The 15,050-nt window shown below is 51.3% G+C and carries 11 protein-coding genes and 1 other annotated feature; of the genes, 4 read left to right on the top strand and 7 right to left on the bottom strand.

Going from position 1 to position 15,050, the window contains the following annotated elements:
* Nucleotides 1-243: 243 nt before the first annotated feature.
* Nucleotides 244-1,590, bottom strand: coding sequence for a hypothetical protein (locus DSM465_RS0103635; protein WP_011887916.1), 1,347 nt, complete (start codon nucleotides 1,588-1,590; stop codon nucleotides 244-246).
* A gap of 124 nt (nucleotides 1,591-1,714) precedes the next feature.
* Between DSM465_RS0103635 and DSM465_RS0103630 the strand changes: the two genes are divergently transcribed.
* Genes DSM465_RS0103630 through DSM465_RS0103620 form a run of 3 tightly spaced genes read left to right on the top strand, consistent with a single transcriptional unit; the run spans nucleotide 1,715 to nucleotide 4,478 of the window.
* A complete protein-coding gene (locus DSM465_RS0103630; protein ID WP_008881091.1) occupies nucleotides 1,715-2,326 on the top strand; it encodes a type IV pilus modification PilV family protein in 612 nt (203 codons plus the stop codon).
* Entirely contained in the window at nucleotides 2,310-2,885 is a 576-nt protein-coding gene (locus tag DSM465_RS0103625; RefSeq protein ID WP_008881092.1) for a PilW family protein, read from the top strand. Before DSM465_RS0103630 ends, DSM465_RS0103625 begins: the two co-directional genes overlap by 17 nt.
* A 15-nt stretch (nucleotides 2,886-2,900) precedes the next feature.
* Entirely contained in the window at nucleotides 2,901-4,478 is a 1,578-nt protein-coding gene (locus DSM465_RS0103620) for a hypothetical protein (RefSeq protein WP_008881093.1), read from the top strand.
* Nucleotides 4,479-4,586: 108 nt separating this feature from the next.
* On the opposite strand, the gene DSM465_RS0103615 is transcribed toward DSM465_RS0103620, so the two are convergent.
* From DSM465_RS0103615 to DSM465_RS0103605, 3 genes are all read right to left on the bottom strand, one after another.
* Entirely contained in the window at nucleotides 4,587-6,563 is a 1,977-nt protein-coding gene (locus DSM465_RS0103615; RefSeq protein ID WP_029760647.1) for a vWA domain-containing protein, read from the bottom strand.
* Between the two features lie 88 nt (nucleotides 6,564-6,651).
* Nucleotides 6,652-7,956 carry a bifunctional folylpolyglutamate synthase/dihydrofolate synthase gene (locus tag DSM465_RS0103610; RefSeq protein WP_029760646.1) on the bottom strand — a complete coding sequence of 435 codons (1,305 nt, stop codon included), beginning with the start codon at nucleotides 7,954-7,956 and terminating at the stop codon, nucleotides 6,652-6,654.
* Nucleotides 7,957-8,086: 130 nt separating this feature from the next.
* On the bottom strand, nucleotides 8,087-10,747 hold the full coding sequence (locus DSM465_RS0103605; RefSeq protein ID WP_216367141.1) for a valine--tRNA ligase: 2,661 nt from the start codon (nucleotides 10,745-10,747) through the stop codon (nucleotides 8,087-8,089).
* 71 nt (nucleotides 10,748-10,818) lie between these two features.
* Nucleotides 10,819-11,173 (bottom strand) — a binding site (T-box leader).
* Between the two features lie 140 nt (nucleotides 11,174-11,313).
* Here DSM465_RS0103605 and DSM465_RS0103600 point away from each other — a divergent pair.
* Nucleotides 11,314-11,502 carry a hypothetical protein gene (locus tag DSM465_RS0103600; RefSeq protein ID WP_008881097.1) on the top strand — a complete coding sequence of 63 codons (189 nt, stop codon included), beginning with the start codon at nucleotides 11,314-11,316 and terminating at the stop codon, nucleotides 11,500-11,502.
* On the opposite strand, the gene ysxE is transcribed toward DSM465_RS0103600, so the two are convergent.
* From ysxE to hemL, 3 genes are all read right to left on the bottom strand, one after another.
* The gene (ysxE, locus tag DSM465_RS0103595) at nucleotides 11,499-12,530 is read right to left on the bottom strand and encodes a spore coat protein YsxE (RefSeq protein ID WP_029760645.1); all 1,032 of its coding nucleotides are present in this window, start codon (nucleotides 12,528-12,530) and stop codon (nucleotides 11,499-11,501) included. The two genes, DSM465_RS0103600 and ysxE, sit on opposite strands and share 4 nt — an antisense overlap.
* A gap of 43 nt (nucleotides 12,531-12,573) precedes the next feature.
* A complete protein-coding gene (gene spoVID / locus DSM465_RS0103590) occupies nucleotides 12,574-13,638 on the bottom strand; it encodes a stage VI sporulation protein D (RefSeq protein WP_008881099.1) in 1,065 nt (354 codons plus the stop codon).
* A gap of 118 nt (nucleotides 13,639-13,756) precedes the next feature.
* A complete protein-coding gene (gene hemL / locus DSM465_RS0103585; RefSeq protein WP_008881100.1) occupies nucleotides 13,757-15,046 on the bottom strand; it encodes a glutamate-1-semialdehyde 2,1-aminomutase in 1,290 nt (429 codons plus the stop codon).
* Nucleotides 15,047-15,050: the final 4 nt, after the last annotated feature.

Raw genomic sequence — 15,050 nt, 5'->3', positions numbered from 1 at the left:
GCATCTGCATCATAACTTGTCGACCCGTCGTTCTATTACATAATGTTCCATTCACAAACGAGCCAATATGTAATAATCGCAATCGGAAAGCAGCGCGCTCAAGTGTCGATAAAGGCAGCGAGCGTAGACGGCAGCATTAAAACAGCGGTAATTAAGACACCATTGCAAGATACCCAGCGGCACGCCTTCTGTGCGCACCGTTTTCCGGTTCAGCCGTCTGTCTTCTTCCTATTGCTCTTCAGGTTATTCGCTCCCTCTCTTCCTGCCGGTTCGCCTATCTTCCTCGAGCTCGCAGTATCCGACCCCAGCTTGTCGGTTCTGCTTTGTTTGTCGCTCTCCTTGTTGCTCAAACAGTGCGTTTTCCTCATCCGTTTCCCCTATTTGCTCAGTAACGCTACCCACTTCCGACAGCGAAACTTGTGTTATGTCCGGCGGCGCATCTTTCACAGACGTCCACTCAAGCAACGCTTCCTGCTCGGAAATGAGCTCGCTTTCATCGCCATAGTCGTTATCTGCTTCAAAAAAAGTCAACAGGGAAGCGGCGTCACTCCGATCGATTGCCTGCAACAAATCGCAGTCATCGTGATCATTCGCTAGGGAGCCAGCGGCTGCTTCCGCCTGCAACGCCGCTGCTTCGATATCTGGCGTCATAGCGACCGGCAGCTCATCGAGCCAGTCATGCGAGGGGCGTGCCGGCTCATCAGCTGCAATGACCGACTCAAAAGCGGAATCGGAAGGTTGCTCCTCATCGTCCACCTGCATCGGAAGCAAGGCAGGCGAAAAGGCGGAGCGCTCTTCTTCACGCTCAACCGCCCTGCGATCTTCCCCCAAGGCAATGGACTCCAAAGAGAAAGGCACACGTTGTTCCGCATGGCTTGCCAATTCCGACAGCAGCGCGGCAGAACGTTCCGTACGCTCTTTTTCCCGTTCGAAGTCCTCAGCATGTTTGACCGCTGCCCCTAGCTCACCTAAAGCTGTCCCTAGGTCATCTAACCTTAACATCGATTCATCTGAAGACAGCCTCGGCTCATCGACAGCGGTCGTCGGTTCGTTCAACGCTGAAGCCGAATCTTTCAGCGCTGGTTCAAGCCCGTCTGAAGCGGGTTCGTCCGCTTCCAAACCGTCATGAAGGCGCACCGCTGCATTTGGCAAAGCAACCTCAGGAGCGACATGTCCGTGTTCCTGCCTGAACGCTGTTTGCTGGCGTCCGTCGTTCAAGTCATTTGCCTCACGCTGATCCGCTTCTTTGTCGTTATGGTCTATCGGCTTCATCAAGCGCACCGTTTTTTCTATCCGAGCATCATTCGTCTCGTCATCTTCTTCCTTTTCCGTTACCGACCGATAGAGGACCGTGCCAAACCGGCGGTCGAATAAATACGAAACCGCAGCCAGCAAGAGCCCGAGCAACAGCACGATTTGCCAAAGCGGCACGACCGATTCGGCCAGTCGAGCTAATACCGCGATGAGAAACGCAACTGCGACAACTACTGCACCCCCGGCTCGACTGAACCCAAGCGGCAACAACCAAATCGCCAAAAGAGCCAGTATGAATGCCGCAAGATAAATAACCGCCTCTTTCCACATGCCCATCCGTTCCTTCCCGGCGCAACGATTACAAATGTATGACTTATCACCCTATTATCCTAAAAATCTACATAGTAATTTTAACTTATTGTATAATAAAATTACATATTTTGAAAGAAGGTTGTGACGAATGTATTGGTACAATTTTCGTACATTTTATCAAAAAGAGGGATTCACCCTCATCGAAACACTGCTCGCCATTACCCTATTATCAGGCGTGGTGATCGGCTTGTTCTACTTTTTTACGAACGCGATGACATATACGTCCTACAACCAAGGGCGCACGGTCGCGATCAATATCGCCCGCGGCGTCGCTGTATATATGGGAAAATTGAACTTCTCTGCGCTCGAACAACATGTCCGCCAATCGACCAACGAACAAACGCCATTTGTAAAACTGACGGGGGTCGATTGTGAACATGCGGCCATTTTCCCTGAGCCGGACGTATGCCGAGCCCAATTCTCCCCGATGATCAATAATGTCATTTACGATAACGGGCGGGTCGCTGTTTTTCTCATTCCGTATGAACGAACACTCTGGGAACAACTCACCTCATCCCCTCCTGAGGAGTTCCCACGTTCACTGCGCGAACGGATCAGCGAAGAAGCGGAAAAAGTGCGGCAGTCTGAACTTGGCTTGGAACAGTATGCGTTGAAAATGTATGTGATCGTCCGCTGGGGCGATCGGTCCGAAGAGGCGGAGTGGGTGGAAGGAGTAATCACTGATGAGACGATCCGCTAAAGCCCAAGCTGGGATGACGCTTGTTGAGCTGCTTGCTGCCGTCTCCATTTCGCTGCTCATCATCGGCGCCATTTATACCGTCTTTCTGACCGGCATTCGCGCCTATCAACGGATCGGCATCGAGAACGAACTGCGCAGTGAGGCGGACTATGCCGTCGCCATGATGATGAACAAGCTGTACGAACTCGCTCCCGATGGCGTTGATCTAAGCGTAAGCAATGAACAGACGTTAACCTTCATTGAGGACCGACAACAATGGATTGACACCTTGTCTGGATTTGTTGCTGAACAAAAAAAGGACGGTGCCGCACTGACGATTTCGATTGAAGACGGGGCGCTTGCGATCAATGGGGAAGCCATTTCCTCATCACGCCTGTCGCTGGCCGCCGATTCCACACTTTCGCTCCGTTGCCTGCGCGAAGAAAAAAAGGGGGAAGCGCATATTTGCCGCAGCGGTGTGGTCACGATGAAGCTCACCGTGCAAGACCGCAAACACGCCGATCCGGATAGCTGGCTGTATGTACAACCGTTTACATTAAAAACGGAGTTCGGCTTTTAAGGGGGGGGAAGCTCGATGAACCGCCTGCGTCTAAACGAGGCCGGCTACAGTTTAGTGACAACGATGCTTGTCATCACCATCTTCTTTTTGCTCGGCTTAACGATTTTAGCGGTTGCCGCTCAACAGGCGCGATTTACTGACGTGCGCGTCGAAGATATCGAATCGTTTCACGAAGCCGCCAACGCCATCGACGAAACGGTCGCCTCCTTAAAAGCGACCATCGCCAAGCCGGATTTTGTCCTTTCTACGCCGGTGCGCTTTGACGATGATTTAAGCCGTTGGCTGTCCGCATTTGAACAGCGATATGGAGTCACTATCCACGATGCGACTGAGGAAGAAGGGATCGACCGGCAAAAGCTGTTTACCCGCGTTTTCTATATTTCGAAGCCGCATGGGAGCAAAACGGTCACGCGGCGCGTCATTATCTCCAACACGCCAAGTTTTTTAAAATACGCCCTCGGCTCGGCGGAGGACTTGGCTGTCAACGGCGGCGCATATATCGACGGACATGTGTATGCGGGCAACGATGCCTATGTCACGAACGCCGCCAACTATATCGACCATTCACAACGCCGGACCGAACCGACTTCTTTTCCTTCCCTTTCGGCCGACAATGCCTGGCTTGTTCAAGGAGAGATGTTCTCTTGCAAAAGCGGAGCTGACTGCTATCAAAGGGCGTCAGGAACGTTTCTTCGACAGTCAATTCACTTTTCCTTTGGTTTAGAGGGAGCGACCGTACAAAAAGAAACAGACGATTTTATTGACGTTGATTTTAACTGGACGGTGAAAGATAAGCTGCTTAATGCGGCAGGTATCGAAACGTTTAGCGATGAATACGAACAATGGATTGATAAGGGCATTCCAGACATGCTTTCGATGCTCGAAGACCGCCTAACGTTGGTGGATGACATTGAGCCACTGCTCGACGGTTCGTGGCATCAGTCTGTCCTGCTTTATCATCCAGAAGTTTCCTCGTTTTTTGTTGATCATGGGGAAATTGACCTAAAGAAACATTGGCTCATCGTCAACGGCGATTTGTTTTTAGGCAATACGGCACAGACGCCGACAAAAGTGCGCGGCAATTTGATCGTGCTCGGTGATTTAACGATTCAAGGAAATGTCGCGTTTGACGCCTCTGTATATGTCACCGGGCGCACGCTCATTTATGACGCTGACATTAGCGATTGGGACGGAAAAGAGCTTGTCCTGTTATCCGACGGTCCGCTTGAGCTGGCGCGCATTAATGAGTTTCATAATTCGTTTCCGCGGCAGCCGAACTTAAAAGGCTATTTTTACACGAGCAGCAATGCCACAGTCTATGCGGTTGGCTCGTACATTCATATTCAAGGCGGCTTGTTCGCACGCGGCGATGCATCCAAACACGCACCGGATGCTGACATATCCGGCCTTGTCGTCAACGCTTATCGCGGCCGGGCGGAAAACGGATTGTCGTTCATTCCAGCTCCGGATGACGACATCGGCCAGTCGCGTCTCGTCATCCGTCACGACCCGCAAGTGCTGATCGACCGCGGGGAAGGTCTTCCGTTTGTCAAACGGTTGTCCCTCGTTGTAGACCGGTTGAAAGTAGAATAAAGAAAAAGGCGGCTAGGTCGATCTGGCCGCCCTTTTTTACGGAAAAACCTCCACTAATTTGTCGATATCATTTGATCTCGTCAACAAGCTTAGTTGTGTTGATGTCGATTACCATCGGTTTCGCCCGTCGTTATCACCGTGATCTTCCGGTTCGCGAACAATCACCGTCACGCTCGCCCGAATCGGCTGATGATCGCTCGTTTTCGCATTAGCAGTCGCCGTCACCGTCGCATAACCGACATCGTTGGCAACCAAAACCCACTCGCCGTTTTCACGGACAACCTCGACATACTCCGGTGCGGACGATTCAACGGAGCGAAGCGTTTGATCGGTCGCATTGTCTGGAATGAAGCGAAGCTGCGGCATTACTTCAAGCCGTTCGCCAACTTCCATGTACAGCACCCGGGGAAACTCCATCCGTTCGAGCGGCACGTATGCATCTTTCACTATGACCGTCGCAGTTTTGGTCACTGCCGGCTGCAACTGCCCGTATACATCACGGTACGTTAGTTCGGCCGTAAACGTATATGTCCCTTTTTGCTTAAAGGAGACGGAAACCGGAATCGTAATCGGCGCCGGCGCTGGCTTCCCGACTTCATACGGAATCGAAAACGAAATATACGCGTTTTGTTTGTCTTCATCTAGCCATACTTGGCCGTTTTCTGTAATGGTCACATTGCCTCCAAAGGAAGCAAGCGGAATACGAACCGTTCCCGTTAAAGTCGGATCGGTGGGCATTTGTGAAAACCGTTGAAACAGCTCAGTCAAGTTTTGCGGTGTTCCTTGCCGCACTTCCCCTCCTGCTGTCGTCGACAGTGCTCGCAAATAGTCCATATCGACCTCGTGATTGTTGCCAAAACCGATCGAATACAGCGTGATGTTGTTCATGACAAGCGTTTTTGCCACATTGACGGCATCACCGTAAGCCTTCCCTTCACCCCAGGCATAAGTGAACGAATAGCCGTTATCGTTGGAAAACAGCCACCCATTCACATAATCGATATGATTGTTGTAAAATAGCCGGTCATAACCGTCCTTATCGGTAAAGCTGATGCTCGTCATTTTTCCGTCGCTGTACAATCCATATATGAGCGGTAGGGAAGCGGTGATTTTTTCACCATCATCTTTAAAACCTTTCTTAATTTCCTTATGTGTAATCGAACTCGTTGTGTTTAGCACAGTCGGCATTCCATCAGTCAAAAAGATAATGTACTTTTTCCGCTCTGGATCGTTAAAATACGACTGAGCCAACGACAAGGCAGCCGAGTAGTTCGTCCCGCCGTTGGCCGTCAAACGGTTTCCTTCATCAAGTATGGCGTCTAATTGACTGATAACATTTGATTTCGATCCGAACGGAACAACACTTGTTGCCTTCACGTCATCAGAAAACGGAATCAGAGCAAACCGATCATTTGGATGATAATTGGTTTTGAAATAATTCACCGCTGCCTGCAAAGCGGATTTGGCGCTTTGCAGCTTCATCGTCGTCATGGAGCCTGACACGTCCATCACAAACACGACATCGATCGGCGGGCGAACAGGCGCCGGAACCCCACCTTGCGGGATGAGCGTCACATCGAGTCGTCCTTGGGCATCGCCGTCTGGCGGCTTGGCGTATTCTGGCTGTGAAAATGAGAGGGAAAAATCCAATTTCGCCGTGCTCGTCTCCGTTTGCCTCGTATATTCATAAGGCGGCTCCGGAAATGAAAAATACACCTCTTCTTGTCCGTTTCCTAACACCCGGTAAGCATCGACAACGATTTCATAAGTGGCCGTTGTTCCCGGAGCCGATGGCCATTTGCCGCGCATATCGAGCGAAAATGTATACTTTTTCTCGCCGTTCCGATCCGGCTCTACTTCCACCGCTTCCGTCCGGTAGCTGACAGCAGTGCCGTTTTGTCCTTTCAGCTGAATGCGAACCTCAAAAAAGCGAATGCTGTTGCCTTTTCCATCACCTTCTCCCGGAGCGGTCGCCCATCCTTCAATTTTCTTCTCGGAAACGGAAGTGATCGCTCCCTTTTTTGGGTCGGCATAAACGACATCTGCGGTGTTCGGCCATATACTTGCCATCAGCCAGAACAACATCCCCCATAACAGCCATCTTCGTCGCCGCACGCGCCTCCCCTCCCGTGCCAAAAGAACTATTTTTCTTTCATTATATCAATTCTTTTCATCAATTGGCATCGGTTTTTAAAAGTTTCCGCACTTCCGATAGAAAATAAAGCGATCCGGTGACAAGCAGCAGCTCATCATCCCCTATTTGTTTTTTCTTCTCACGGATCCAGCCGGTCCAATCGTCCGTGACCGCTTTCTTTGGATGGGAAGAAAGGGCGGCAAGTGCATCAGCCGCTGCGGCGCGTGGAAAATCAAACGTCGTAAACGTAATTGTCTCAGCCAGCTCGTCAAGCAGACGGATCATTCGTTCAAGCGGCTTGTCGGCCAACGCAGCAAACAACACATGCACCCGCTTGTCCGAGTAATGGGTGCGCACCGTGTCAACAAGAGCGCGAATACCGGCTTCGTTATGGGCGCCGTCGATAATGACAAGCGGATCATCGCTCACCCGCTCAAACCGGCCCGGCCAAGCAGCCATAGCGAGTCCGTCGTGAATGTGCTCCGGTTCAATCAAAAACGAATAGTTCAGCCGAAGCAATTCAGCCGCCATGACGGCCGTCGCCGCGTTTTCAATTTGGTGGGCTCCCGGCATGTGAATGCGTAAGTCACGATACTCAGCAAACGGCGTTGTGATGGAAAATTGCTCCCCTTCAGCGGTCGTTTGCTGGTGGGAAACGGAAAAATCAACGCCAAGCCAGTATGTTTTCGCTTTCCGCTCCGCCGCCGTCTTAGCGATGACCTCCCGTGCTTCCGGCTCATTCACCGCTGTCACAAGCGGAACCCCCGATTTGATGATTCCTGCTTTTTCGGCCGCAATTTGCGCGAGCGTATCGCCTAAAATGTTCATATGGTCGTAGCTGACGTTCGTAATGACGGAAACGAGCGGATAAATCACATTCGTCGAGTCCAATCGTCCGCCAAGCCCGACTTCAATAAGTACAATATCTTGAATCCGTTTTTTGCCGAAGTAATAGAGCATCATAGCGGTGATCACTTCAAATTCGGTCGGTCCACCAAGTTCTGTTCGTTCGAGTTCGTCCGAGAGCGGTTGAATGACTTGCACAAGCTCAACGATTTCTTCATCGCGAATCGGTTCGCCGTTGATGCTGATCCGTTCGTTAAATTGCTCAACGTACGGTGAGGTGAACGTACCGACCGAATAACCGGCCGCCTGCAAAATCGAACGCAAATACGCCACTGTCGACCCTTTGCCGTTCGTTCCGCCGATATGGACAGCACGGACGCGGCGTTCCGGATGGCCGAGCTTTTCCATCATCCATTCCATCCGGGCCAACCCCGGCTTCATGCCAAGACGTAGCCGCTCATGAATCCAAGTGACGGCTTCTTCATATGTCCGGATCATGCTGATGACTCCTCCCTCGAGAAGATGGATATAAGAAATTAGCGATTGACTAGGTGTTTCGCTAGCGAAAAAGACGAACCCGCATGATAGCGGATTCGTCTTCATCATAATCAACAAAAGAATTGTTTGTCTACCGTTTCAACTCGGCAAGACGCGCTTTCACTGCTTCGCGTTTTTCGATGTAATCTTGCCGCTTGCGCCGCTCTTCCTCGACGACATGAGCCGGCGCTTTTGCCAAAAAGCCTTCGTTCGCCAGTTTCTTTTCGACACGCTCGACTTCTTTGTTCCATTTGTCGAGCTCTTTCTCAAGCCGCTTGATTTCTTCTTCGATATTGATGAGTCCTTCAAGCGGCAAAATGAGCTCTGCCCCTGTGACGACAGCAGTCATCGCTTTTTCTGGCGCCGGAACATCCGTGTCAATGATCAATTCGCTCGGATTGCAGAACCGTTCGAGATAAGCGCGGTTTTTCATAAGCGCTGCGCGCACTTGTTCGTCTTTTGTCTTAATGTAGAGCGCAATCGGTTTGCTCGGCGGCGTATTGACTTCGGCACGAACGTTTCGGACCGCGCGGATAATGTCAACGAGCATCCGCATTTCTTCCGCCGCTTCTTCGTTTGACAGCTCCGGACGCACTTGCGGCCACGAGGCAACGGTAATCGATTCGCCGTCATGCGGCAAGTTTTGCCAAATTTCCTCGGTAATGAACGGCATGAATGGATGCAACAAGCGCATCGTATTGTCAAGCACATACGCTAAAACTGAACGCGTCGTCTTTTTCGCTGTCTCATCATCGCCGTAAAGCGGCAGCTTCGCCATTTCAATGTACCAGTCGCACAAATCGTCCCAAATAAAGTTGTACAACGTGCGACCGACTTCACCAAACTCGTATTTGTCGGCGAGCTTCGTCACCGTGTCGATCGTTTCATTTAAGCGCGTTAAAATCCAATGGTCGGCGACCGTTTTTTCGCCGCTCAAATCGAGCTCCTCATATGTCATGCCGCCCATGTTCATTAAGGCGAAACGTGAAGCGTTCCAAATTTTGTTAGCAAAATTCCACGTCGCCTCAACTTTTTCCGTGCTAAAGCGCAAATCTTGTCCTGGCGAGCTACCGGTCGCTAGGAAGTAGCGGAGCGCATCGGCGCCGTATTGGTCAATGACATCCATCGGGTCGACACCGTTGCCGAGCGACTTGCTCATTTTTCTTCCTTGAGCGTCGCGGACGAGGCCGTGGATCAACACATCTTTAAACGGTCTCTTCCCAGTGAACTCAAGCCCTTGGAAAATCATGCGCGACACCCAGAAGAAAATGATGTCATAGCCGGTGACAAGCACATCGGTCGGGTAATAGCGCTTGTAGTCCGGCGCTTCCGTATCCGGCCACCCCATTGTGGAGAACGGCCAGAGTGCCGAGCTGAACCATGTATCAAGCACATCCGGGTCTTGCTCCCAATTTTCAATGTCTGCCGGCGGCTCGTGGTCGACGTAAATTTCACCCGTTTCTTTATGGTACCACGCCGGAATGCGGTGCCCCCACCAAAGCTGACGCGAAATGCACCAGTCGCGAATGTTCTCAAGCCAGTGCAAGTACGTTTTTTCAAACCGCTCCGGCACAAATTGCACTTTTCCTTCTGTTTGCTGCATCTTGATGGCAGCTTCCGCGAGCGGCTTCATTTTTACGAACCATTGTGTCGACAAATACGGTTCAACAACGGCGCCGCTCCGTTCACTGTGCCCGACCGAGTGGACGTGTTCCTCAATTTTAAAGAGGACGCCTTGCTCTTGTAAATCACGGACGATTTGCTTCCGGCATTCAAACCGGTCAAGCCCTTGATATTGCAATGCGTTTTCGTTCATTGTACCGTCTTCGTTCATGACGAGAATGCGCGGCAAGTTGTGGCGGTTGCCAACTTCAAAGTCGTTCGGATCGTGTGCCGGTGTAATTTTTACCGCGCCGGAACCGAATTCCATATCGACATACTCATCAGCGATGATCGGAATTTCCCGGCCAACGATTGGCAATTTCACCATCTTGCCGATCAAGTGTTTATACCGCTCGTCATCCGGATGAACCGCGACGGCCGTGTCACCGAGCATCGTTTCTGGACGGGTTGTCGCTACTTCAATGTAGCCCGAGCCGTCAGCGAGCGGATAGCGCAAATGATAAAGCGCACCTTTCACTTCCTTGTAAATGACCTCGATGTCGGACAAGGCGGTTTTGGTCGCCGGATCCCAGTTGATAATGTATTCACCGCGGTAAATGAGCCCTTTCCGGTAAAGCGAGACGAACACTTCGCGTACGGCTTTTGACAGCCCTTCATCAAGCGTAAACCGCTCGCGCGTGTAATCGAGGCCGAGCCCTAATTTTGCCCATTGGCTGCGGATATGGCCGGCATATTCTTCTTTCCATTTCCACGTTTCTTCCAAAAATTTTTCCCGTCCTAAATCGTAGCGGGACAGTCCTTGTTGGCGCAATTTTTCTTCCACTTTCGCCTGGGTGGCGATGCCGGCATGGTCCATACCCGGAAGCCATAGGACATCATACCCTTGCATCCGCTTCATGCGCGTAATGATGTCTTGCAGCGTCGTATCCCACGCATGGCCCAAATGCAGTTTGCCTGTGACGTTCGGCGGTGGGATAACGATCGTAAACGGTTGTTTGTCCGGATCGCCGGTCGTTTCAAAAAACTTGCCTTTCAGCCACCAGTCATAGCGCCCCGCTTCAACAGCGCGGTGATCGTATTTTGGCGGCATCGACACTTCATGCTGTGCCACTTTTATTCCCTCCTTCATGTGATAAACAATGGCTGTGTTGCCTACAGGATCAACCGTCCGATAGGCAAGCAAAAAAGCCCCTTTCATCCAAAAAGGACGAAAGGAGCTGCTTTCGCGGTACCACCTTTTTTCTTAAGCCTAGAAGAACGGTGAAAAGGTGCCATTTTCCGAGCATCGGGCAATATTCCATCAGGAGCGGCCGCAAGGTTTCTCGACTTGCGTCTTTCAACGACATTCTCCTTTCAATCACCCGTCTCCTAGAGGCTTAAGCACTTCATTAGCATAACGGCATCAAGCCGGCTTCCCCTACTCAGCGGTTTCGCCTTTCAACGAAGCAGCTCAAGGGCGACCTTCCAACAGTCGACATCCTAGGAAATCTCGCAGCTTATGATTTCCCTCTCTGCAGGAGCGAACTGTTGTACTCCTCCCCGTCTTCGCTTTTTTCATCATTATTCGATTATTATACTACCATTGTCCATCATCTTTGCCAAGTTTTTATTTATTTATTCCAATTGCCCCAGTTAGGTGACAAATAATGGACCTTTTCATATTGTATAGTAAACCGGAGAAGGAGGGAAGTGCCGATGCGGCGATTTAACCCATATTCATGGCCGCCGTGGCTGAGGCAAGTGCGCGCCGTCTGCGCCCAAGTGATCATTCCGCTCACTATTTTTCAAGCCATTCGCACCATTTTTTTGCCAACGACGTTCGATGTCATTTTATTAGCCATCTTTGTTTTGATTGCTGTGGCGCTCCATTTGGAATGGATTTAACCGCTGTCGTCCCCTTGTTCTGGCTCTTCATGCTTGATCGCCTCTTCTTGCTGCCGCGCAGCGTCGCGTTGGACAAGATGCATCACAATCGCTTCCATGTTTTTGAAGGCAAAATAGCAGCGCTGCAAGGCGGCAACATATTTCCGCTCGTTCCGTTCCTTTCTCGGCGCAGCTTCATATTGTTCAAGGCAGCGGACAAACCCGCGCGGTTCGGCTAAATGGCTGTATAAAAATGCCCGTTCCCCGGCGGATAATGGGAGTTCCTTTTCGTATTCATCCATCCCCCTCATCCACTCCTGTCCAAGCGGCGGAAGCGTTTGGACATGAACGCGAAGTGCAGCGATCAAATCATATACTGGCGAATTCCAGTGCGCTCGCTCCCAGCTGATCCAATACGGTGCTACGTAATGAGAAAGACGCGCTTTTCCGTGCACCCAAGCAACTCGCCATTGTTTCGTTTCTTGGAGTGCCTCCTCCCAAGCGGTCAGCTGGTCCTCAGCAAACAAATAAGCGCGCATCACCTCATGAAAATACGTACAGCACTGCAGCTGAAACGGTGACATGTACCAGGCAGTTTCATACTGCTCGATCCGCTCTTCCCAAACCGTCCGCTCCCGCTGCCATTCCTCTTTTTTTTGTTTTCGATAAGCGGCGACCTCTTCCTCGCTCACTTCGACGGTGCGAACGGTAGCGCGATGGAGACGAGACAGTCCGTGAAAAAAGGCACGCACTGTTTCCTCCCTTGCTCTCGCTTCTCCATCCTGCCATGCGTGTAAATAATAAAGGCGGCCCCCCTCCGCCGCAAACAGCGACCGATGCCTCGTCCAATAAACCGGAGGGCAATGGCGGCCATAATAGTGAAGCGACTGCCAAATGGCGGCCGCCTCCTGCTCGCCGTCGAGCATTTTTAAGGCAAAAATACCGCGATCAGTGTACACTTTCGCCGCTTTGCCCCGCTGTTCGATGCGCTGTGGTTGAAGCCCATACTGATGAAGTACGGCGCGGTACGTTTCAGACCATATGGCCATTGTTACGCCCCCTCACCGGCAAAAGAAACGGAAAGCGTTCCTTTCACGAGAAAGGACGGCTTCCCGCCAAGGCCGGAATATATAACAGCTGCCCTTCATGCACGTCCTCCGCGCTTTCCAAATCGTTGGCGCGCAAAAGCTGGGAGATCGTCACATCATACCGTTCAGCAATCTTGTCCAACGAATCTCCTTGTTGGACGATGCAAATTTTGACGGTTGTAAACTCTTCCGCTCCACTTTTGGCAAACAGCTTCGTTAAGTAAAGGGCGTTTTCACTTTTCACTTCCGTTTGTTGTTCTTCCTCGTCCTCTTCATCCATCGCTTTTTTGGCTGCGCCAATCGATACTTTCGCCTCCGTTGGCGGCGACAGATTATCAAGTTCCTCTTCTGCTTCCGCACTGACAGCTTTCGTTTCCGTCTCAATTGGCAAAAATGGCTCTTTTACGTCCTCTTTTTGATCAGACGGCGTTTCTTCATGGCGCACAGCCGCCAGTTCAAGCTCGGAAGACGGCGTTTCACTGACTGCAGCAATAGGCTGTTCGTTCACCTCATTAGCGGGGCGATCTTCCGATGCGAATGCTTCATCGTCGGTTGCCTCTTTGCGGGCGATTGACTCAAATGGGGTAAACAGCGGCTCCTCATCTTCGTCATCATCCGGTAAGTCATCGACGAGCGGCGCCTCACTAATCCCGCTGATCGAAATGTCTGCAGTCACAAGCAGCCTTCCGTTGTCACCTAAATCATAGTCGAATGATTCGACTGTCACGTATACATCGTCAAGTTCGCGAATACGGTTTTTCGGAATCGTAATATCAATTGGAAAACGGTGCAACAGTTCGCTAATGCCGTCTTCACGCACCGAAATGTGTTGAATGAATCGATAGCTTGCCGATTCAAACGTATCATCATCCACGTCCCTCTGCGGCGATTCGTCCGCTTGACGGAATTCTCCGCTTAACTCGAGCGCGCCGCGAATCGTAATATATTGGTCGTACTCGTCGACGGAAATGACCGGATCAAGAGAGATGGACAAAAACTCGGCGACTTCCTGTCCGCTTTTAAACCAGACTGATTCTTCCAATGAAAAACGCAAATACGATTGCTCCAACCGGGCTTCCTCCTTCCGTCCCCTCGACAAATAGTTTCTATGACATTATCCATTGTATGAACGGAAAAGAGGCGGTATGATAAAAAAATCGGGCTGCCCATACAGCAGCCCGATGGATTTAGCCGCGCAGACGAGCAAATACCCGCTCGGCAGCGGCGATCGTATATTCAATGTCTTCATCGCTATGAGCAGTCGACAAAAACAGCCCTTCAAATTGTGACGGCGGCAAGAAAATGCCTTCGTTCGCCATCTCCCGGTAATAGGCGGCAAACAGTTCCAAATCCGACGTTTTTGCCGTCTCGTAATTGATGACCGGCTCGTTCGTAAAGAAAAAGCCAATCATCGATCCAGCGCGGTTGATGGTATGCGGAATCTCATATTTTTCGGCAGCTTGATGCAGCCCTTCTTCAAGGCGCGCTGCCTTCCGACGAAACTCTTTATACGTTTCCGGTGTCAGTTGGCGAAGCGTTTCATAACCGGCTGTCATGGCAAGCGGGTTGCCGGACAACGTACCGGCCTGATACACCGGCCCGCTCGGTGCAACTTGCTCCATAATTTCTGCTTTACCGCCATACGCTCCAACCGGCAGGCCGCCGCCGATCACTTTGCCGAGGCACGTCAAATCCGGTTCAACGCCGTAATACCCTTGTGCACAATGGTAATCGACACGGAATCCGGTCATCACCTCGTCAAAAATCAATAGAGCGCCGTATTGTTTTGTCACGTCGCGCAGCCCTTCCAAAAAGCCAGGGACTGGCGGAACAACGCCCATATTGCCGGCTACCGGCTCGACAATCACCGCCGCAATGTCTTCACCAAACCGCTCAAATGCATAGCGCACGCTGTCCAAATCATTGTACGGAACGGTGATGGTATGCTGAGCGACTGATTGCGGTACGCCTGGACTATCCGGTAAGCCGAGCGTCGCCACACCGGAGCCAGCTTTAATAAGCAACGAATCACCATGACCATGGTAGCTGCCTTCAAACTTGATGATTTTGTTGCGCTTCGTGTAGCCACGCGCCAAACGGAGGGCGCTCATCGTTGCTTCCGTTCCGGAGTTGACCATTCGTACGATCTCGACGGAAGGCACCCGCTCGATCACGAGTTTGGCCAACTCGTTCTCAAGCAACGTCGGAGCGCCGAAGCTCGTCCCTTGTTCGGCTACCCGTTTTAACGCTTCAACAACTTGTGGATCGGCATGCCCTAAAATGAGCGGTCCCCATGACAACACATAATCGATATATTCGTTGCCGTCAATATCGTAAATTTTCGCACCTTGGCCGCGCGCCATAAAAATCGGCGTCATCCCGACCGATTTGAAGGCGCGAACCGGGCTGTTTACCCCACCTGGCATTAATGTCACTGCTTCTTCATAAGCCGCTTTCGACCGTTCATAACTTCGCACGATT

It is taken from the genome of Geobacillus thermodenitrificans subsp. thermodenitrificans DSM 465, assembly GCF_000496575.1.
GTDB classification, from domain to species: Bacteria; Bacillota; Bacilli; order Bacillales; family Anoxybacillaceae; genus Geobacillus; species Geobacillus thermodenitrificans.
Note: the sequence above shows the minus strand (reverse complement) of the source record. Positions and strands in the feature narration are given on the sequence as shown.